We start from the raw sequence: 21,631 nt of genomic DNA on the forward strand, positions 1-21,631 counted from the left end.
TGTCCACCTTATTTTAGTCTCTTAGCTTGCTTTCATTTTTAATCAATTCTACGAAAGATGCGACTTGCGGTAACATCAAGACACTTTTATCGTAAGATAAAAATGTTTCCCTTATCAGCGGACTATCTTCAACCATGACTTCTTCAATATGATAATTTTCAAGGTCCAAACCTTCAAGTACAAGTTCTGGTAACACGGTAATGCCAACTTTTTTACGTAGTAGTTCACGACACGTTGTAATCTGATCCACAAAGATTTGTGGTTCATACTTCGTGTTAAAGCGTGCTTCAAAGAAATTTTTAATATGAGTGATATAGGCAGGATCCGCCTGGAACTCAATGATTGTTAAGTCTTCAAAGTTCGCATCTTTCGGGGTCACTAGATAATGACGGTCTCTATATAAAAGCTCATTTTCCTTATTCAACACCCGAGAGCCACGTACAATTGACAAGTGATATTCACCTTGGTTAGCGATAATTTCTTGAGTGGAACCTACATTTATTTTTACATTTACACTCGGGAAATCATTTAAATACTTATAGAGAATATCAGGTAATATCGAGTACCCAATTAGTGATGACACACCAATTGAAATATTCCCTTCTACTTCACCCTCATTCGCTAGAATATAATCTTTTACACGGCTTTCTTCGTCGACAACCTTTTTTGCATGCTCTATAATTTTTTCTCCAACACCTGTCGTGTATAGTGCTTTTTTTGTTCTAATAAAAATCTGCACGCCCCACTCATCTTCGATGGATTTCAATCGTTGGCTGACTGCCGGTTGTGATATATATAATTTTTCTGCAGCTTTACGTAGAGTTTTGGCTTCACTCAGTGTTGCAAGTAAACGGTAATCATCTACTTTCACGATACTACCTCCATTTAAGAAGCCATTCACGGTTTCCGGAATGGCTACATTAATTTTTTAAGTTCAGTTAGTGCAAAATCTGCTAGCGCCTTAAACTGTGAAAAATTACTGTCGATTTCATGCATTAAATCATTTGCGACCTGATAGGCAAAATCTCTTTCTTTTTTAGTAATCTTTCCCTTTTTTAAAGCACGTTTGATATCTTCTTCATCGACAAGTTCATATCGCCCATCTGGTAAGGCCAAAACATCAAGATACATATCTTCCCGTCTCGCTTTTCCAGGTTCTAATGTGTGTGAATAATTAATGTCGAAATAATACTGTATCTCTGTCCAACGTTCATCGTACATGACCGTAAGACTGTAATTTTTATTTTCAGGTAGGAGTTGCATCCATTTATAATTGTTGGCTGCCACGAGTGTATCTTTACCGACGACTGGTACCACAAGGGGTTCACGTACCTTGTGCATGTGAATCATACCGACCAGGATTTTTTCACCTTTGTAAGTCAGTACGGTTTCATCGTATTTTGAACGCACTAAGCGTCGCCATTTTTTCTTATCTAGATACTTCAACTTCATGGCATTCATCTCCTAATGGTAATTATACAAAAAAAATTAAACAAAAGTATAGAGATAGGCATTTATATTTGCTATCTCTATAACTTTTGCTTATATTTTAGCGAATCGATAGGAGACTGTAATTCATATATGTTTCATACTCTGCCTGTGGATCCTCAATAAATCCAGGGTAACTGTATAAGAGGAATTTACCACTAGTTGGATCGATGTCTTGTTTTGAAAAGTCTGTAACAAAGTCATTTCCATCAACTTCTGTTAATTCATATTTCTCATCTAACTCATCTATTGTTAAAGTCTCATAGTCGGTTACAAACGCCTCGTATTCATTCTCTTCAAGATTAACTGTGTACAATACACTTGTCTTATCAATACCTAGTAGACTTAAAACCTCATCTTTATTCTCAACATTTCCTATTATTGCAGGATTATAAATCGAGCTTGTTCCATAAATAGAATCATCTACATAGTTTAGATTCAGGCCAATTTGCCCTGTCTCGTTAACAATGACCGGATGGTAAAGTGAAAGTTCAGCGAGAGATGCTTTGTAACTGTCAACTATATCTTTATCTAAATCGACATTATATTCATTACTGCTAATACCCATAAGTTTAGGCGTTTGTTTAGCATAAGCAAGTACATCTTCATGCTTTTGATATTCACTAAAACGCTGACGATCCATTAACTGAACTGCCTCTGAATCAGGATTTAAAGTATTAAATTGATAGGTCTTTATACTCCCGTCCATCATTTTATACTGCAGATTGATTGTCGCTTCCATCTCTTTTGAAAAATCTGGACGACGTCGTTCTTCACTAGCAATTTCGTGTATTTTTCTCGCCGTTTGAATCGCACCTTTCGAATCGTCAAAACCATAACCAGCTTCAAGATATTTACGAGTTGCTTGGTCCATCATCATGGCATCATTATTTAAACTGATACTCTCAACCTCATTTGTCTCCGGTATATCATCCACATATCGTGTGAAGGCGAAAACAAAAATAATCCAAAAAATGATAATCAATACTATAGTTAGAATCAGTGAACGCCACTGAAATTGTATTTTAACGCTGTTTTGAAAGAGCATTTCAATGACAAGGTATGACACCAATGCACCGACGCTAAAACTAATAATAGAGATAATAACTGATTGTTGTAATAAAAAGGATACAACAACACCCAGTGCTAACATGCCCGTAATTGTTGTTAGAGCAATGAGCAGGTTTCTCAACCATATAAAGTTAAAACTCAAATGCACACTCTCATTTCTTCTGTACTTATATAGGACAAAAGATAAGATAATAAGGATAATTGCTAGTATGCCGAAAATCAAACTCAGCCCAACGTTTAACCCCATGTATAGTTGATTCACTGCCAATATAGGAAAAGTCGCATCTAAGACTGGTTGGATATAAGTTGTTATATCAGTTGATATACCGTCAAAGAGTAGGCTTGCAGTACCATGAATGAGTGTCCATAAGACAATCGGTAAAAATAAAATCAAAATTATTATTTGTAAATGTAAGAATGATCCGTTGACTAAATAGCCTGTGAAAAGGGCGATAGAAAACATCACTAGATGTGTAAAAATTGAATATACTAACCATTTCCCTATTTCTAAAAGTGTAATATTCGTAGCAATTGTCATACTTTCTGCCACAAGTATTAAACCATTTACCAAGAGAGGGATGACAATGGCTAGAAATCCTACTATCAGAACATGAATAAGTAGGTTTGAGCGCTTTATGGGTAAGGAATGTATAAAATCTGATGAATCTTCCTTATACAAGTAGTTTATTAGAAACATACCGACAAGCGTCGAAAAGGCTAAACCAATCATTTGTTGTCCAGCAGACAACTCGAAAAGAGTACTTCTAACTGTACTGCCCACAATCATGTTATTATTCATAGCGTCTATCCAAATGATGAGTGGTAAGGCGATAATATTCATGACCATGTAGACCACTGTCATCCAAAATATAAGACCCGTGAAATGACCCAGTAGATTTTTATTCAACAATGACATTTGAGATTTCATAACCCATTTCCCCCATTTCATAAGTGAATATTTCTTCTAGTGTTAATGGCAATATATCGTACATTAATGGGTTATACTTACTCACTTTTTCTTCTACTTTAGAGAGATTCCCTTTAATAATACATGTGATAATTCGTCCCTTTTGACTCGAATGTACAACGTTTAAATCTTCATAAAATTTATTGTCAGGTAGCGTTTTAAAGGCAATCTGTAATTTACAATGACTCCCTCTAATTTCAGACAAGTCTTGATTAAATAGAATCTTACCATGATGCATGATAGAAACTGAGTCACATAAGTCCTCCATTTCTCTTAGGTTGTGACTTGAAGCAATGACCGTCATCTTATGATTAGCGATATCTTGCATCATAATATTTTTAACTTGTCTTCTCATAATTGGATCTAAGCCATCAAAAGGCTCATCTAACAGAAGTACTTTCGGTCGACTAGAGAATGCTAATATAAAAGATGCCTGGCGTTTCATTCCCTTTGATAGCTGATTTAGTTGAGTATTTGGAGCGAGGCCAAAGTGTTGGGACAACTGTACAAAGCGCTCAGATGACCAGTTCGTATACATTGCCTGATAAAAATTAGCCATCTTTTTCAAAGTTGCACCCTTAAAAAAGAATGGAATATCATGAAGGAGAATCACATCATTTTTTACTTTGGGACTCTCAAAAATATCAGCACCATCATAAGTGACACTTCCTTTGTCCGCCTTGTAAACACCCGCCATAATTTTCATCAAGGTCGTCTTACCCGCACCATTTGAGCCAAGTAAACCATGTATGGTTCCTGGTGCGATATCCATTTCTATACGATCCACAGCTACTTTTTTTCCAAAATACTTTGTCGCTTGATTAATATTCAGCTTCATAACCATCCTCCTTTTCCTTATAAATCCCATCGACAAATTCCTTTACCTCGTCACTCGATACCTCAAGAAACACAAGCTCACCAATCGGCGCTTTAAGCGATTCTAAAATCACCCTTATTCTCTCTTGATTCACTTGATTCGTTATTTCATTAACAAAACTTCCACGTCCAGGTAATGAACTCACATAGCCTAGCCTTTCCAATTCCCTATATGCTTTTTGAATGGTATTAGGATTTATTGTAAGCTCAGCTGCCAATGATCTAACGGAAGGTAACTGCTCGTTAGCTTGAAGCACGCCTTTAATGATCTGTTGCTTTATATTATCAACAATTTGCTCATACAAGGGTTGTCGGCTTTTAAGATCAATTTCAAACATGATTTACCCCCTCCAACTAACTGTATTATATATTATAGTACAGTTAATACACTAGTTTGTCTATAAATTTATAATTTATAAATTATTATTCTTTCAAACTTGCTTTTTAAGTACTTACTGGTTATGATATAAATCAACATTTAATAATATTTATACAATATTGAGAATATTAATTAGTTATATACTATTTTCAGGAGGTATTTATGCAATTCCAAGGTAAAAATTTTTTAACAACGACTGATTTTTCTAAAGAAGAATTGACCTACCTCATTGACTTCGCGATTCATTTAAAAGCTTTAAAACAAAACAATATTCCTCACCAGTACTTACAAGGCCAAAGTATTGCGTTACTTTTCGAGAAAACTTCTACACGTACTCGTGCTGCCTTTACAGTAGCTGCTAATGACCTAGGTGCGCATCCTGAATTTCTAGGCACTAATGATATACAACTCGGTAATAAGGAATCTGTAAAAGATACTGCAAAGATTCTTGGTAGCATGTTTGATGGAATTCAATTCCGCGGGGCAAGTCAGGACACTATTGAAACACTAGCTGCTCATGCAGGCGTTCCCATTTGGAACGGCTTAACGGACATGTGTCATCCGACACAAATGATTGGGGATTTCATGACAATTAAAGAAAGTTTCGGGTCTCTTCAAGGTATTAAAGTGGTCTATGTTGGAGACGGCCGTAACAACGTCGCAAATTCACTGTTAGTTACAGCAGCGATTTTAGGTGTCGACATGACAATCGCTTCGCCTGAATGTCTCTTACCTGATGAATTTTATAGCAAACAAGCAGCGTTATATGCAAAAGAATCAGGAGCAACGATTAATTTAACAAGTGACGTGCATAGTGCAGTTAAAGATGCCAACGTTATCTATACCGATGTCTGGGTCTCTATGGGTGAAGAAGATCAGATTGAAGCACGTCTTAATTTACTAAAAGAATATCAAGTAAATGAAGACTTGCTTAAAGATGTACATGAGCAGTTCATATTCATGCATTGCTTGCCTGCTTTTCATGATACGAAAACTGGCTTTAGTCAACAGATAAAAAAAGACTATGGTTTAGATGAAATGGAAGTAACAGACGAGGTCTTTAATGCACCTTATGCAAAGCAATTTATTCAAGGTGAAAACCGTCTACATTCCATTAAAGCGATTATGGCAGCAACGAACGGACATATTTTCATCCCTCGGTAAAATACAAAAAACGAGTCTTAGATATCCCATTTAGGATAACTAAGACTCGTACAGGATATATTTTTCACTTACCAAGCGTGTCCACTGCCACCGTCAATATTGACAGCAGTTCCCGAAACATATGATGCTAAATCTGAACATAAGAAGGTAATGACATTAGCCGCTTCACTCGTATCCCCGATTCTACCTAGTGGGATATTCTCTCCAATTTGTTTAGAGTATTCATCCCAACTTAAATCAGGTGCATTGTTTTGCCAACGCTTTTCGATTTGATCACTACGAATTAAACCGATACATACAGCATTAACGCGGATATTGTATTGGCCAAGGTCTTTAGACATTGCCTTAGTCAGTGCTAAACCAGCACTTCTAGAGACCGTTGTTGGTAGTGAATTTGCCTGAGGTGTTTTACCCATAACTGCAGTTAGGTTTAAAATCGCACCGCCTTGTTTTTTTAAGTGAGGGATGGCTGCTTTAGAAATTTTAACAGCTGCAAGTACTTTTAAATCGATATCTTGTTCCCAGTCACTAAGTTCAATATCTTCAAAGCTTTTAGCAAATGAACTACCCGCATTATTAACAAGTACGTCTAGACGCCCATATTCTTCAATTGCCTTATTGACAATTTTTTCACCAGCATCCTCTGAGGTAATATCAATAGCAATGTATGAGACCTCACCAAACTCTGATATTTCCGCTTGTGCTTTTTTAAGTCCTTCTTCTCCTCTAGCAACGAGTAGAACTTTCGCACCAAGTTTAACCATCTGTTCTGCTGTTTCACTACCGATTCCTTTACTTGAGCCTGTAATCACTGCAACTTTGCCTTGATAATTAAAATTCATCTTGATTCATCCCTTCATATTTTTTATTACTTAAAGATCAACCATTGGAACTAAAAACTAGCCTAAGTTTACATTATGAAATACATTGGAAACATCTTCTAAGTCTTCTAAGACATCGATGAGATGCTCAAACTTTTCTTGGTCTTCATCTTCTAGGTTAACTTCATTTTGAGCAATCATCGCGAGTTCTGCAACCTTATAGTCTTCAACGCCCAGCTCATCCAGTGCATTTTTGATATCGTTAAAGGCATGCGGTTCACCGTAGACCACTGTCATCTCATTTTCTAAAGTCACATCTTTAACATCGACTTCTTTTTCCATTAAATGCATCAATACTTCTTCTTCCTCAAAGCCTTCAAAGACAAAAACTGATACACTATCAAACATATAAGATACCGCACCACTGACGCCCATATTTCCGCCGTTCTTACCGAAGGCTGCACGTACTTCTGAAACTGTACGATTCACATTATCGGTCAAGGCATCAACGATGATCATTGAACCACTTGGTCCAAAACCTTCGTATCTCAATTCATCGAAGTTTTCTTCTTCGCCGCCTTTTTTGGCTTTTTCAATTGCTTTATCAATGATGTGTTTGGGAACTGAATAAGTCTTCGCTCTTTCTAAGACAACCTTTAAGGCTTGATTCGCTTCAGGATCAGGTTCACCTTTCTTTGCCGCGACATAAATTTCTCTGCCGAATTTTGCATAGACACGGCTAGTGTTCTGGTCTTTTTGAGCTTTCTTTTCTTTAATATTATTCCATTTTCTTCCCATTGTTCATCTTCCTTATTTCGTAGATTTAATTGTTTTTAGGTCTCTTTTCAGGGACGGTCTTATTGATAATCATCTCAACTTGGTAAATTCGACTCACTAAAAGGTGAATCGGCGCCTGTGTTAATTTATATATTGGCCAAGGTAGAGATGGTTCATAGTCATGTAAGGCCATTATAAATTCATCAGTCACAGCAAGCTTTCTAAACTCAAAACGCTGAGTTTTCTTAGCTATATTTTTTCTTAATTTACCGCCGATAATTTCAAAGATAATGATATCTTCAGTTGATGATTCTTCGTTTAATTTCAATATTAAGACAGGAGAAGGGTTGTCCAGTAAATGAATATAGACGGTCTTATTTTCTATTACAGTATTTACAAAATTATAGACAATCTCATCGAGCCAGCCAAAGTAGTACCAAGCTATATTTTCTATAGTCCAACCCGAAGGCATAGGTGCCCTCTGTACACTTCTCACGCTATTGTAGTCCTTAATGCGATAATTTAAATTCTTACCATAGCGTCTTATTGGTGTCTGTGTTTCATTAACTGGGGTGCCGTAACTACCTAGGACAGAAAGTATACTCCCATCGGATAGTTCATCCGCTATATATATAATTTGTTCAATTTCATTAACCATACTTGCACGCGCAATATTATCTGCGATTAACATATATAGGTCACTGAATTTCCCTTGAGTTAATCGGTTCAGTCTCATAATAGGGTCTTCATAGAAGATAACGATATCCATACCGGACAAAGCATCCTCAACATCAGGTAAGATAAAGAGATCTTTCTTAATAAAGTTCACATCTTCGAAGTAATCTTCTTCATGTGCTGCTGAAAATGCATAGAGTTCAGAGGTATCTTTTAGTTCTTCATATAAATGCTCACCAATTCTACCGTTCACACCCATTAGTAAAACTTTCTTTTTTTGCATACAACCACTCCTAATGTACTGAATCTACCCATTTCATCCTTACGGCAAGCATTAAAACAATCATAATAATGGTGACACAACCAATACCTAAGAAGGGTAGGTTAAAGACTGTTGCAAAGTAACCGCCAATTGTGGAACCAGCAACAGAACCTAAAGAAAAGTAAGAATAAAAGATACCATTTGCTTTACCCCGTTCGTGCATTTCTGACGATTCAGCAATAATTTTATTCATGGATGGGAATGTCAATGCGAAACCAATTCCGTAAATAACCATGACGATAAAGATCATGGTAGCAGACGGAACGAAATGTAAGAGCATCATACTCACACTTAAGATTAATAATCCAAGTGCAACTAAGCTTTCACTCTTGTAAGCTGTGTATATTTTATTTATAGGTGATATGAAGACGATAATCGCTGTCACACCAAAGACACTGAGCATCATACCTGTACTCGATGTTTCCAAATCAAGTAGGTCCGTTTTTATTGGTAAACCAAATGCCAAAGCACCTTGTGAAATCATCAAAGTAAATGATGAAATATAAGCCACATTTAATGATGGTCTTAACAATAATTCCTTAAGCGATGTTTGACTATGATGTGCACGGCTGCCTTCAGTCGAACTTTCTTTGATGGCAGAATAGACAATGATTGTACCAATGACATAAACAATAGCTAAGACATAATAGACTGTTTCATAGTTCACCAGGCTCGCAATGATTCCGCCCGATGCAGGACCTAATATAGCAGCAGTCCCAATGGCCACACCTGTTAGGGCCATAGATTTACCGATTGCCGAACGTTTTGATATATCAGCAACTAAGCTAAATGCAGCTGGTGTTAGAAGTCCGCTTGAGAAACCGTGAATCGCACGTACAAGAAGAAGAATACCAATTGATGGTGTCATCGTGTAGATTAAAACGAAAAACACCTGCATAATCATTCCGAACAGGAGTGTATTTCTCCGACCGTACTTATCGGACATGTAACCGCCCGCCATGTTTCCGACCATATTAAACAGTGAATATGTAGCAACTACAATCCCTGCCATAAACTCAGATGCACCAAGTTCTAGAACAAAGGGGGTAATTATCGGCAACTGAATAAATAAGTCTAAAAAACAAATGACGATAACTAAATATAAAATAATTCTCTTTTTCACTTAAATACCTTCTAACATAGTGATAATTCTATCTATATTATTATAACAAAAAAAGACAGTCTATCACCTTTTAGACTGTCTTTGACCTTTGATTTATACGTCTTTGTTCAATTTTTGTTCATAACCATCGATGACTGCTGCTACAGCACCATCACCTGTAACGTTCGTTGCGGTACCAAAGCTATCTTGGGCGACGTAAAGTGCAATCATGAAAGCAACTGCCGCTTCGTTGAAGCCTAAGTTAGTCATTAAGACACCACTCGCTGCCATAATTGCGCCACCCGGCACTCCAGGTGCTGCAATCATTACAATACCAAGTAGTAAGATGACGCCAACCATTTCAAAGAATCCTGGCATACTATACTCAGGTAATATCGTCATAACTGCTAATGAACAACTGACGATTGTGATCGTTGAACCTGATAAATGAATCGTTGCACATAATGGTATTACAAAATCAGCGATACGTTCTCTAATTCCGTTTTTCTTCGCACGTTCTAATGTGACAGGAATCGTTGCAGCAGATGACATTGTACCTAGGGCTGTAAAGTATGCTGGAAGCATTGTTTTCAACATAGCAAATGGATTCCTCTTCAATATTGAACCTGCAACCGTATATTGAATCGTTAACCAAACCCAGTGTAAAATAATCGCAACTAATAAGACGACACCAAACACTTTTAGCGTATCGAATACAGTGCCAGTTGCTGCCATTCCAGCGAACACACCGGCAATGTAAAACGGTAGAATTCTAATGATAACTTTTTCGATAATGAATTCTGTGATGTCTTTACCTTGGTCGAAGAATTTTATCATTAAGTCGAGCTTTAAGATATTCATGACAATCCCGACTGCAAAAGCTAATACTAGCGCTGGTAAGATGTCAATAATTGGCGTCAATTCAAACTCAATAAAACTCTCAAGGCCTGTCCCTTCTTCAGGAACAGAACTTCCTTCAGTTATACGTGGCATCACGAAAGATGCAACAATGTAAGCTAAAATACCCGCACCTAAAGTAGATAAGTAAGCGACACCTAAAGTCGCACCAACAACCTTACCTGAACCGGTACCGATTTGTGAAATCCCTGATGCAATAAAGAATAAAATAATAAATGGAATCGTAAAGAATATAAAGGCTCCTAAGATTGACTCTAATGTCACAAATAACCTAACGATGAATTCCATAATCTGTCCTGCTGTACCATCTGGACCGAGTAAGTAGTAACCCCCACCTACAATAATACCCGCAACGATACCAGCAATCAGTTTTGCTAATAACTTCACTTTGTAAATCCCCCTTGAAATATTGTACTTCGAATTTATAGCGCTTAAGTATTCTTTAAAAAGTAATTAAAAAACGATTTCGTAAGCAACGTACCAGTCATCTAAGTTGTCATCTAAATTTAAGTTACCCTTAAATTCAAACCCCAGTTTTGTAAACAAGTACTGCATTGCTTTATTCTCTAATGACGTATCAGTATGTATGCCAAGATAACCTTTTTGTTTACCTACCTCAATGATTTCACGAATAATTTTCTGGGCGAGACCTTGACCTTGGAAATTCGGGTCTATTGCGAGTCTATGAGTCGCAAGGCAATCAATTCGTGCCAGTTCCCAAGGGATATCATCATAACTAAAGGCGTGATTATCATCGGCTGTAATGCAACCTTTGATGACACCATCTTCTTCAAACACATATAAACTTTCAGCCTTCACATCATCTTGAAATACTGATGCATTAGGATAGTTTTCATCCCATTGATAATTACCAACAGCATGCATTTCTGGTATTACTCTTGAAACGATATCCATTATATGTGGTACATCGCTCATAACGGCTAGTCTTAAAGCCATATTATCTCCCTCGTTCTATCTATCATTTTGTAAAAAAATCTCTCAAGTGCTATGCATTTAATTATACATTGTTGTATACTAATTTAAAGACTAAAATGTAAGGGGTTTTATAATGTTCAAATTTGATAAGAACACCGTCCCATATCATGTGACAAATATGATATTTTATGTTCTGACTTTAGTTGTTGTTGGCTTAATCTACTACTTTGCATTCTTACCACCATTACTAGAAGTTACAACAGGAGAATTCTTCCAAAACTTCGGTATGCGTCAAGTTGGCGGATCAGTTTTCTTCTTAATTCTAGTCATCGTACCATTTGTACTAGTAGCTGCCGCAGGCTATCACTTATATAGACTGATTAAACCTGCACCAAAAGTATCAACAGACTTTTAAAATTATATATACCATGGGGATGGGAGAAAACCTGAGCTTACATAAGCTCAGGTTTTTTGTGTTTTTTGTCTTTCGAAGCGGAGCTCCACCAGTACATCAGCTTCGTTTTTACTTCGAAGAGGAGCTCCACCCTTACATCAGCTTCGTTTTTACTTCGAAGCGGAGCTCCACCCTTACATCAGCTTCGTTTTTATTTCGAAGCGGAGCTCCAACATTACATCAGCTTCGTTTTTATTTCGAAGCGGAGCTATGCCATTACATCAGCTTCGTTTTTACTTCGAAGCGCAGCTCCACCAGTTCATCAGCTTCGTTTTGATTTCGAAGCCGAGCTCCACCGGTTCATCAGCTTCGTTTTTACTTCGAAGCCGAGCTCCAACATTACATCAGCTTCGTTTTTATTTCGAAGCCGAGCTCCACCGGTTCATCAGCTTCGTTTTTACTTCGAAGCGGAGCTCCAACATTACATCAGCTTCGTTTTCCTTTCGAAGCGGTGCTAAACCACACACCGACAACTACACTTCCAACTATTCTTGTAATGTCTTTTTAAAGGCGATTAGATAGTGCTCAACTTCTCTAGCACCCGCAATGGCAAATTTGTCATCAAATATATAATACGGTAACGTCTTCACCTGATTCACTTTAGCTAGATTAAAATCACCAATGACTTCTTCTAAATAGATACTCGGATCATTCAGTAATTCTTCGACTTCACTCTGTTCAAGTCCTGCTTTGATACCAATATTCAATAGCACTTCTTGATTGCTAACATTCTCACCTTTAGTAAAATAGCTCTCATAGAGTGCATCTAAAATTTCACTACCTTTGCCATTTTCCTTGGCTAATTTCAACAATCTGTGAGCATTTCTTGTATTTGCAGGTACTACTTTATCCATATTAAACTCAATACCGACTTTTTCACCTGCTTCCACGATACGTTCGACCATATCATGAATCTCATCTAATGGTTTTTGGTGTTTATCGGCAAGGGATTGATAAATATCTCCCGTCGGTGTTTTTGAAGCTTGGTTGTCGAGTTCATAACTTAAATAATCTAAATTAATACTTTCTTCAACATCGAATTCTGCTTTTGCCTTTTCAATATTTTTCTTTCCTATGTAGCAAAAAGGACATGCAATATCTGTATAAATTTTAACTTCCATAATCTCACTCCTAGTTAACATTAATTTTACCATACATTTATGCAAGACTTTAAAGTGTCACTTTCCTGTAGTAAATTTTTCACAAAAATTGCCTAAAATCTGGTACAATATTGTCTGTAAAACTATCAGGTGTAACCTGCAATTATATTTATGATAGGTGGAAAATGAAAATGGAATATCGTGTTTTACTGTACTACCACTATATTGATGTGGAAGATCCGGAAACGTTTGCTGCTGAGCACTTACGTTTTTGTAAAGATTTAGGCTTAAAAGGCCGTATTTTAGTTGCGCATGAAGGAATTAACGGGACTGTTTCTGGTGATATTGAACAGACTGACCGTTACATGGAATATATGAAAGCTCATCCACTGTTTAAAGATATCGTCTTTAAAATTGATGAAGCAGAAGGCCACGCCTTTAAGAAAATGTTTGTACGTCCGAGACCTGAACTTGTTAATTTAAGTTTGGACAAGGACATCGATCCTCGTGAGCAAACGGGTGAATATTTAAGCCCTGCTGAATTTTATGAAGAAATGCAAAGAGACGATACAGTCGTATTAGATGTAAGAAATATATATGAATATGATGTCGGTCACTTCCGTGGTGCGATCAAGCCAGATGTAGAAACGTTTAGAGATACTCCGGAATGGGTTCGAAATAATAGACATCTATTTGTAGGCAAGAAAATTTTAACCTACTGCACAGGTGGAATTCGCTGTGAGAAATTCTCAGGTTGGTTAAAAGAAGAAGGTTTTGACAATGTTGCACAACTTCATGGTGGTGTAGCAACTTATTCTAAGGATCCAGTAGCAAAAGGTCAGCTATGGGATGGTCAAATGTATGTTTTCGATGAAAGACTTACTGTCCCAATTAACCAAGTTGAACATGTTGTTGTTGGTAAAGATCACTACGACGGGACACCATGTGAACGCTATATCAATTGTGCGAATCCAGAATGTAATGCACAAATTTTAGCCTCAGAGGAAAACCAAGCATATCACTTAGGTGGTTGCTCTATGGAATGTGCTGAGCACCCTCGTAATCGTTATATTGTTGAACATAATCTGTCATCAGAGTTTGTACAATCACGAATAGAAGAATTAAAACAAACAGACTTTAGTAAAACAGAACCGATGCTAAGCCATAAGGGCTAAGTATTTCGCTCGGAAATCTATTTAAGATTTTCGGGCTTTTTTTATGTATAATACCAGGTATATTACTAGGAATTAATTGTTGAATAATTCTAAATTCATGTTATGATTACTGTTAATTCATAGTTTGCCACTAGGATAATTTACATATTATCGGAGGGAAAAGATATGCAGTTTAGTATTTTGAACCAAAGTCCACTTTTAGAAAATCATAATGTACAGGAGTCACTTGCTCATACAACCGAACTTGCGAAAAAAGCAGATGACTTAGGTTATCGCCGTTATTTTGTTTCAGAACACCATAATATGGATCATATTATTGGAACATCTCCTGAAGTCCTTGTTACTCACCTATTGAGTCAGACAAAGCGCATTAAGGTTGGTGCAGGTGGGGTCATGTTATCTCATCACAACCCGTTTCATGTTGCAGAACAATTTCAACTCATGAGTCATCTCGCACCTGAACGTGTTGACCTTGGTGTTGGTAAAGCTCCAGGAGGCACTCCATTAGCTACACAGGCCCTACAAGAAGAATTAAAAGATGATATTGAAACTTTCAACGATCGTTTCTTAAAGTTGAAGTCTTATATCGACGGGACTCATGACAATGCTCATAGTCTACAAATTTCTTTAGATACAAAATCAAGTCGCCCAAGCATCTTCCTCCTTGGTGGTAGTCCTGATTCTGCTCAGTTTGCTGCTAAAAATAAGGCGAACTTTATCTTTGCACATTTTATTAAAAATGACCCAGGACTTTTAAAAGAAGTGGTTAATGTCTATAGAAAGCATTATCCAGAAGGTGAAATTATTGTCGCCCTGTCAGTCTTAGCGGTAGATAACGAAGAAGATAAAGCACTGTTAAGAAAAGAAAACGAACTTTATACCATTACTTATCAAAGTGGCAAAACTTTAACTGTTATCAATCAAAATCAAGTTAATGACTTTATTAAAAATACTGATGAAAAAGTAGAAGTTAATAAAAAGGAAGCAGATATGATTATTGGAAACAAAGAAGAAATACTAGAAGCTTTAAATAAATTGAGCCAGGATATAGAAATTGATGAGTTCATGTTCCATCTCCCAACTAGTCGTAGTGAAATTAGAGATTACACTATAGAAACGCTTGCTCCAAACCAGTTAAGACAAACAGAAAAGGCAGGGATAATATGAGTAAGAAAGTAAAATTTGGTGTAATGTTAAATGGCCCAGGAGGTCATATGAATGCTTGGCGCAGTGAAGATGTTCCAGCAGATGCAAGCATCAACTTCGATTACTTAAAATCTGTAACCCAAAAGGCTGAAGATGCTGCATTTTCCTTTATATTTGTAGCAGATGGTTTATATATAAATGAGAAATCCATTCCTCATTTCTTAAGCCGCTTTGAACCCCTAACATTACTAGCTGCTTTGGCACCAATTACTTCAAAAATCGGCCTAGTCGGTACAGTCTCAACTTCATACAGTGAGCCATATACAATCGCCAGACAACTGATGTCGATTGACCATATATCAGGCGGACGTGCGGGATGGAATGTTGTGACATCTCCATTAGAAGGCAGTGCCAACAACTTCAGTAAGGACAAGCATCCAGAGCACAGTTTACGTTATGATATTGCTGACGAACATTTAAGATCAGTTCAAGGGTTATGGGACTCATTTGAAGATGATGCCTTTACTCGTGACAAAGCGAGTGGACAGTATTTCGATAAAAATAAGATGCATGAATTAAATTTTGAAGGAGATTTCTTCAATATTGCAGGTCCTTTAAATATCGAACGTTCTCCTCAGGGGCAACCCATTATCTTCCAAGCTGGTGCGTCACCAAAAGGTTCCGCATTTGCAGCCCGCCACGCAGATGCGGTATTTACAAATGCGAGTACACTAGAACATGCCAAAGAGACTTATGAACAACTGAAACAAAAAGCTGTTGATAGTGGTAGAAATCCAGGGGACATTAAAGTTTTCCCTACCCTACAGCCTATCGTTGGTAAGGATCACGAAGAGGTTCGTGCACGTTATGAATACATTAAAAACCTAGTAACAATTGAAGAAGCCCTCACCTATTTAGGACGCTACTTCGACCACCACGACTTCAGTCAATACAATGTTGATGCCCCGTTCCCAGAACTAGGTGATGTCGGCAAAAACAGCTTTAGATCTACGACAGATGAAATTAAAAAGCGCGCTAAAGAAAATAATTTAACGCTTCGACAAGTTGCAATGGAAGAAACGACGAGAGAAAGTGCCTTTATGGGTACCTATGAAGAGATTGCCGATCAAATTATTGAGTGGATCGATCACGGTGCAGCAGACGGTTTCGTTTTAATCCCTCATGTCTTTGGTGAAATATTTGAAGACTTTATTAATAAGGTGATTCCAATCCTTGTAGAACGAGGCTACTATGATAATGAATACAGTGGTCAAACACTCCGCGATGAACTCGGTTTAAAATTCAAAGAGAATAGATATCAGCAGTAAACGCTCAAACTATGGCTACTTTTAAAGTGGTCATAGTTTTTTTCTCCTTATTCATAAATTTTTCAGAACTGGTTTATATACTCACAGTATAGAAATTTTGAAAGGAGAAAATATGATGGAAATTTTACTAATGATTATTGTTTACCTCATGATTATTTCATTTTTTATAACTGTGGGGTTATTAGTCTTGGAAATATTAATGAAGGGACCTAAAGAGAGAAAGTTTACTTATGTAAATATATTTGGAGTGGTGACTTTCATTAGTTTAATCGCCTTCCTCATTTTAGTAAACTTATATCTATAGCAACAGAAATGAGGTTTACAAATGAAAGATTTCAATATTTTAATCGTTGAAGATGATATCAGTTCTGCTAAAAATTTAAAGAAGATACTAGTCCAACAAGGGGCTAAAGTAAAATTGAATCACACTGGTGAACATGTCTTAGAACAACTCACAGATGTTCACCTTATTTTATTAGATATCATGTTGCCATATGACGATGGCCTATCGATTGCTGATTATATTCATCAGCATATCGATACGCCAATCATTTTTCTATCAGCAAGAAACGACATGGATAGTAAGATTACAGGTTTACGTGCTGGGGATGACTACATTACTAAACCCTTTCATCCGACCGAGTTGATTTCTAGGATTAACAATATCTTAGATCGCTTTTACGATAAAACACCGACAACTCTATTCAACTTGACTATAGATCCATACAAATTTGAAGTTTTTGACCAGGAAGATAATGAAATTCCTTTTACAAAAATTGAAAAACGGTTGTTCTTTTACTTATTTTCTAACATCGGTACAACATTAACAAAAGAACAGATACTACAATACGTTTGGCCAGATGGAGATATCTACGATAATTCCTTGAACGTTTATATTAAAAAGATTAGACAAAAAACTAATGATCACGACAACACGATTATTTCTACTATTCATGGAATAGGATATAGGATGAATGCTCATGAAAAATAAAAATCTAAGCTACAAATTTTATGTCGTCATGTCCTTATCAATAGCTGCCATCCCAGTGGTTTTTATCCTGTTGTCCTATGCAATGTTCTTCACTCACCTTGGCATTACCTCATTATTTAGTATCGATGGTCATTTTTCTGGTAGTATACTGACCACTTATTTTTATATTGTCTTTTTTGGCATTCTGTTTGGATTAATGTTTATTGCTGCTAGATACTTTAAGAAGATTATTAATCGTATAAATACAATGGAACAGACGGTCAGAAAAATTGCAGAAGACGATGCATTTCCTGAAAAGCTCGCAGTCATTGAAGAAAGTGAGGACGAGTTGAATAAGCTTGCTGCATCAATCAATACCATGATCGACAGACTAAGAGCAAAAGAAATCGAATTATCACAGATGGAAGATTTAAAACGCGAATATTTAAAACAATTATCTCATGATATTAACACACCATTAAATGCGCTAAATCTTGAATTATATTTGTATAGCCAAAATCATAATGTACCAAAAGAAGAGGTAGATGTACTCTATCAAAAAGTTGATTACATTAGTAAACTGGTGAATTCAATATCAAGTGAAGCATTATTTGATATCGATAACTATTATATTTTTAAAGAAGATATTTCTGTCCATAAGTCTTTAAAACAAACCATTAACAAGTGGTCATATTTACTGAACAAGAATAATATAGAATATACAATTGACGTGCAAAATAATCTGATATGGCAAGCCAATGAACTGTGGCTGGACCGATTATTTGAAAACATCATCTCTAATATTTTCAAACATTCAGCTACGAATCAAATTGAAATAACTATTGATGAAACCTTAATAATTAAAGACTACGGCGTTGGTTTTGAAATTGATAGAGATCATGAAACAACAGGTCTTTCAGTAATCAAAAATATTTGTCAGAAGCTTAATATTCAATTGGATATTGAGTCAACAAATGCGGGTACAGCTTATCGATTATCACAGAAGTAAATGTAGACGTTTAGTGCTAGGTAAATGGTATTCGTTTTGGATTCTAGTTGCAGGTTTGCCATTACATCAGATTCGTTTTTACTTCGAAGCGGAGCTACACCATTACGTCAGCTTCGTTTTTATTTCGAAGCGGAGCTACACCATTACGTCAGCTTCGTTTTTATTTCGAAGCGGAGCTACACCATCACGTCAGCTTCGTTTTATTTTCGAAGCGGAGCTACACCATCACGTCAGCTTCGTTTTATTTTCGAAGCGGAGCACCACCAGTACATCAGATTCGTTTTTATTTCGAAGCGGAGCACCACCATTACATCAGATTCGTTTTTATTTCGAAGCGGAGCACCACCATTACATCAGATTCGTTTTTATTTCGAAGCTCATCTAACAACATTTCGTCTCACCCAATCCCACTTAAACCAACAAAAAAGACTTGGATCTTAAAGGATCCAAGTCTTTTCTCATCATATTAATATTATTAGAATCTGTAGTAACCGTCAACGTGACCATGTACGTAAGATACTGCACGCTCACCAACACCTTCTGAAGGGTTAAGTGCATCTACCATTTGGCCATTACCAATGTAAACACCTACGTGTGAGTAGTTGTTAAAGAATACTAGGTCACCTGGTTGTGGGTTAGATACTTGTGTACCTGCTGCTTGCTGACCATAAGTTGTTCTAGGAATATCTTTACCGTTGAATGCTTTCATGAACTGTTGAGTGAATGCTGAGCAGTCTACTGCTGTTGCAGAGTTTCCTCCCCATACGTAGCTCTTACCTGCTGCTACTGAGTGAGCAACTGATGCTGCATTTCCACCTGATACTTCTGGTGCAGGTGCTGGTGCTGGTTCTGAAACTTCTTCAGTTTCTTCTACTTCTTCAACTTGAGCTTCAACTTCTTCTGCATCTTGAACTTCAGGAGTTTCTTCAACTTCCTCAACTTCTACTTCTTCAACAGCAGGTGCTGATGTTTCTTCTACAGCTGGAGCTTCTTCAGCTTCTTCTGATCCACCTGCAACGTTGATAGTTTTTCCAACGAAGATTAGGTCTGATGTAAGGTTGTTCCACTCTTGTAGTTCAGAAACTGATACGTCAAATTGGTTAGCGATTGAGAATAAAGTATCGCCTGCTTCAATTGTATATGTAGTCGCGTCTGAGCTTACTTCTTCAGTTGTTTCTTCAGCCGGTGCTGCTGCTGGAGCTTCTCCATCGATCTTAAGAACGTCACCAGGGAAGATGATGTCTGAAGTTAAGTTGTTTAATGATTTAACTTCCTCAACTGATTTACCAGCTTCACTAGATAAACTCCAAAGTGTATCTCCTGAATCTACCGTTACTTCTGATGCAGATATGTTAGCTGCAGCCACTGCTGATAATGCTGTAAGTGATGCTGCAGAAATAATAGTTTTTTTCATTGATAAAGCCTCCGTAATTTGGATGTATTTTTTAAATTCGCGTCACGTGCGATTTCCATGAGTCCTACTATAGCACATGATATTGCTAATTTGTCCTTTGTAACCAACTTGTAATTAAAGTGAAAAATCGCAGAACATTCACATTCTCAAAAATATGTTTTTCCGTCCTAAAATAATATATAAAAATAGCTAGAAGCCTTGTATATCAAGGTTCTAGCTATTAAGTGTGTATTTTTGCTTCTGAAGCATGTAAGATAACGTAATTTGACTGTAATAATTAAATTACCGTTGTATGTTGCTTTAAAAGTTCTATGGTCTCTTCATCAAGAGAATCTTCAGTAATAATTCCTGAAAATTCTCTGAGGTTACATACCTTTGAGAAATCTGTACTTCCAAACTTACTAGAGTCAACAACCAAATAAGATACCTGGCCGCACTTCATCATCAAGCGCTTCACGGTTGCTTTTTCAATAGTTGGCGCATAAACACCTTCATCAACATCCATTGCCTGAGTGCCTACAAAAGAAATATTAACTTTGATAGATCTCAAAATATCAATGGTTTGCACACCATACATTGAGCCAATATTCCTCTGCACTTTGCCACCTAAAATTATCACTTCGTGTTGGCTATCGATGAGCTCTGCCGCTGCTTTAATATCGTTCGTCACAATTCTCACTTGAAAATTTTGTTTTTTGAGTAACTTACAAATTTCTAAAGTGGTCGTACCCGCGTCTAGTAGGACCGTATCATCCGGGTGTATAAAGTCCAGTGCCTTTCTAGCAATTACGCGTTTATCTTTAATATTAACGAGTTGCTTTTTAACAAAAGGCACTTCATTCAAAAATGAGTCCTTCAGTAATATTGAATTCGATGTCCGTATAATTTGTTCATTTTCCTCAAGTTCCTTTAAGTCTCGACGCACCGTCATCTCAGATACTGAAAGTTCCACAGCTAATTCTTCTATTGTTACTTCACGACTCTCAGAAACTTTATTTAAAATGTAACGTTTTCTTTTCTCTTTCATATTCATCCCCTTAGACATTTTACCAAGAAAAATTGACGCTCCTCTATGAAGTGTCCTATTTCTTCAATGTCACTTTGTGTGCTTTTAGCCAAACTTCAATCTCTTTCATTCGGTCTGTGTCGCCCGCTTTTTTTGCTGCTTGATATTCTGCTAACTTATCCGTTACCTCATTTTGCTCACCTTTTGAAACTTGTTTCTTTCTGTCCTGCTCTATATCTTCTTCATATATGCGCTCGACTTGGAAGGTTAAAAACAAAGCAACAAGTCCAAAAATTACAGCAAGACCAATTGGTGAAACATTGGTGATATTGTTTAAGGTATTTGTCTTTATAACATTTTCCGATAAAAACTGAGCAACTTCCGGGGTCACAAAACCAATAGCCATACCAATCATTACCTTGATCGGATCAAAATGATATTTCTTTTTTATAGGTGTTCTTTCGTCTTCTTGGGATTTTAGAAACATAGGCATCTCCTTGTTAAATCTTCAAACCTATTATACTAGAAAAGAT

Annotated in this window: 22 protein-coding genes; 7 read left to right on the top strand and 15 right to left on the bottom strand. The window is 36.8% G+C overall.

The genetic code is table 11. The features are described 5' to 3' along the window. Positions 1-13: 13 nt before the first annotated feature. The 5 genes from V6E76_RS08935 to V6E76_RS08955 all read right to left on the bottom strand — a co-directional run bounded on the left by V6E76_RS08935 (position 14) and on the right by V6E76_RS08955 (position 4,740). On the bottom strand, positions 14-871 hold the full coding sequence (locus V6E76_RS08935; protein ID WP_247352331.1) for a LysR family transcriptional regulator: 858 nt from the start codon (positions 869-871) through the stop codon (positions 14-16). Positions 872-915: 44 nt separating this feature from the next. Then, complete coding sequence (locus V6E76_RS08940; RefSeq protein ID WP_247352329.1) at positions 916-1,452, bottom strand: DUF402 domain-containing protein; 537 nt, start codon at positions 1,450-1,452, stop codon at positions 916-918. Between the two features lie 97 nt (positions 1,453-1,549). Beyond that, positions 1,550-3,487: a hypothetical protein gene (locus tag V6E76_RS08945; RefSeq protein WP_247352327.1), complete on the bottom strand. Its 1,938-nt coding sequence runs from the start codon at positions 3,485-3,487 to the stop codon at positions 1,550-1,552. Next, a complete protein-coding gene (locus V6E76_RS08950; RefSeq protein ID WP_247352325.1) occupies positions 3,459-4,364 on the bottom strand; it encodes an ABC transporter ATP-binding protein in 906 nt (301 codons plus the stop codon). Before V6E76_RS08950 ends, V6E76_RS08945 begins: the two co-directional genes overlap by 29 nt. Next, positions 4,348-4,740: a GntR family transcriptional regulator gene (locus V6E76_RS08955; RefSeq protein WP_247352323.1), complete on the bottom strand. Its 393-nt coding sequence runs from the start codon at positions 4,738-4,740 to the stop codon at positions 4,348-4,350. Before V6E76_RS08955 ends, V6E76_RS08950 begins: the two co-directional genes overlap by 17 nt. A 203-nt stretch (positions 4,741-4,943) precedes the next feature. Between V6E76_RS08955 and argF the strand changes: the two genes are divergently transcribed. Further along, positions 4,944-5,945: an ornithine carbamoyltransferase gene (gene argF / locus V6E76_RS08960; RefSeq protein ID WP_247352321.1), complete on the top strand. Its 1,002-nt coding sequence runs from the start codon at positions 4,944-4,946 to the stop codon at positions 5,943-5,945. Positions 5,946-6,013: 68 nt separating this feature from the next. Here the strand turns inward: argF and V6E76_RS08965 are convergent, their stop codons facing one another. The 6 genes from V6E76_RS08965 to V6E76_RS08990 all read right to left on the bottom strand — a co-directional run bounded on the left by V6E76_RS08965 (position 6,014) and on the right by V6E76_RS08990 (position 11,517). Beyond that, on the bottom strand, positions 6,014-6,787 hold the full coding sequence (locus tag V6E76_RS08965; RefSeq protein WP_247352319.1) for an SDR family oxidoreductase: 774 nt from the start codon (positions 6,785-6,787) through the stop codon (positions 6,014-6,016). 57 nt (positions 6,788-6,844) lie between these two features. Then, positions 6,845-7,564 (bottom strand): YebC/PmpR family DNA-binding transcriptional regulator, encoded by a 720-nt coding sequence (locus V6E76_RS08970; protein ID WP_247352316.1) that lies wholly within the window; start codon positions 7,562-7,564, stop codon positions 6,845-6,847. 25 nt (positions 7,565-7,589) lie between these two features. Next, positions 7,590-8,501 carry a Rossmann-fold NAD(P)-binding domain-containing protein gene (locus V6E76_RS08975; RefSeq protein WP_247352315.1) on the bottom strand — a complete coding sequence of 304 codons (912 nt, stop codon included), beginning with the start codon at positions 8,499-8,501 and terminating at the stop codon, positions 7,590-7,592. Positions 8,502-8,511: 10 nt separating this feature from the next. After that, complete coding sequence (locus V6E76_RS08980; protein WP_247352312.1) at positions 8,512-9,663, bottom strand: MFS transporter; 1,152 nt, start codon at positions 9,661-9,663, stop codon at positions 8,512-8,514. Between the two features lie 93 nt (positions 9,664-9,756). Next, positions 9,757-10,947: a dicarboxylate/amino acid:cation symporter gene (locus V6E76_RS08985; RefSeq protein ID WP_247352310.1), complete on the bottom strand. Its 1,191-nt coding sequence runs from the start codon at positions 10,945-10,947 to the stop codon at positions 9,757-9,759. A gap of 66 nt (positions 10,948-11,013) precedes the next feature. Beyond that, positions 11,014-11,517: a GNAT family N-acetyltransferase gene (locus tag V6E76_RS08990; RefSeq protein WP_247352308.1), complete on the bottom strand. Its 504-nt coding sequence runs from the start codon at positions 11,515-11,517 to the stop codon at positions 11,014-11,016. 112 nt (positions 11,518-11,629) lie between these two features. Here V6E76_RS08990 and V6E76_RS08995 point away from each other — a divergent pair, with 112 nt between their 5' ends. After that, positions 11,630-11,911 carry a hypothetical protein gene (locus V6E76_RS08995; RefSeq protein WP_026866950.1) on the top strand — a complete coding sequence of 94 codons (282 nt, stop codon included), beginning with the start codon at positions 11,630-11,632 and terminating at the stop codon, positions 11,909-11,911. 524 nt (positions 11,912-12,435) lie between these two features. Here V6E76_RS08995 and V6E76_RS09000 read toward each other — a convergent pair. Then, positions 12,436-13,071: a DsbA family oxidoreductase gene (locus V6E76_RS09000; protein ID WP_247352306.1), complete on the bottom strand. Its 636-nt coding sequence runs from the start codon at positions 13,069-13,071 to the stop codon at positions 12,436-12,438. A 170-nt stretch (positions 13,072-13,241) separates the two neighbouring features. Here V6E76_RS09000 and trhO point away from each other — a divergent pair, with 170 nt between their 5' ends. The 5 genes from trhO (at position 13,242) to V6E76_RS09025 (ending at position 18,678) form a co-directional block, all read left to right on the top strand. Next, the gene (trhO, locus tag V6E76_RS09005) at positions 13,242-14,225 is read left to right on the top strand and encodes an oxygen-dependent tRNA uridine(34) hydroxylase TrhO (protein ID WP_247352304.1); all 984 of its coding nucleotides are present in this window, start codon (positions 13,242-13,244) and stop codon (positions 14,223-14,225) included. A 165-nt stretch (positions 14,226-14,390) separates the two neighbouring features. Then, positions 14,391-15,392, top strand: coding sequence for an MsnO8 family LLM class oxidoreductase (locus tag V6E76_RS09010; RefSeq protein WP_247352301.1), 1,002 nt, complete (start codon positions 14,391-14,393; stop codon positions 15,390-15,392). After that, on the top strand, positions 15,389-16,699 hold the full coding sequence (locus V6E76_RS09015; protein WP_247352299.1) for an LLM class flavin-dependent oxidoreductase: 1,311 nt from the start codon (positions 15,389-15,391) through the stop codon (positions 16,697-16,699). The genes V6E76_RS09010 and V6E76_RS09015 overlap by 4 nt, the downstream gene beginning before the upstream one ends. Positions 16,700-17,024: 325 nt before the next feature. Beyond that, positions 17,025-17,690: a response regulator transcription factor gene (locus V6E76_RS09020; RefSeq protein WP_247352294.1), complete on the top strand. Its 666-nt coding sequence runs from the start codon at positions 17,025-17,027 to the stop codon at positions 17,688-17,690. Next, the gene (locus V6E76_RS09025; RefSeq protein ID WP_247352292.1) at positions 17,680-18,678 is read left to right on the top strand and encodes a sensor histidine kinase; all 999 of its coding nucleotides are present in this window, start codon (positions 17,680-17,682) and stop codon (positions 18,676-18,678) included. Before V6E76_RS09020 ends, V6E76_RS09025 begins: the two co-directional genes overlap by 11 nt. Positions 18,679-19,153: 475 nt before the next feature. Here the strand turns inward: V6E76_RS09025 and V6E76_RS09030 are convergent, their stop codons facing one another. The 3 genes from V6E76_RS09030 to V6E76_RS09040 form a co-directional block, all read right to left on the bottom strand. Next, a complete protein-coding gene (locus V6E76_RS09030; protein ID WP_247352290.1) occupies positions 19,154-20,092 on the bottom strand; it encodes a LysM peptidoglycan-binding domain-containing protein in 939 nt (312 codons plus the stop codon). A gap of 277 nt (positions 20,093-20,369) precedes the next feature. Then, positions 20,370-21,119, bottom strand: coding sequence for a DeoR/GlpR family DNA-binding transcription regulator (locus tag V6E76_RS09035; RefSeq protein ID WP_247352288.1), 750 nt, complete (start codon positions 21,117-21,119; stop codon positions 20,370-20,372). A 55-nt stretch (positions 21,120-21,174) separates the two neighbouring features. After that, complete coding sequence (locus V6E76_RS09040) at positions 21,175-21,585, bottom strand: hypothetical protein (protein ID WP_247352286.1); 411 nt, start codon at positions 21,583-21,585, stop codon at positions 21,175-21,177. Positions 21,586-21,631: the final 46 nt, after the last annotated feature.

The sequence above is a fragment of the Jeotgalicoccus huakuii genome (assembly GCF_036665975.1).
Lineage (GTDB): Bacteria > Bacillota > Bacilli > Staphylococcales > Salinicoccaceae > Jeotgalicoccus > Jeotgalicoccus marinus.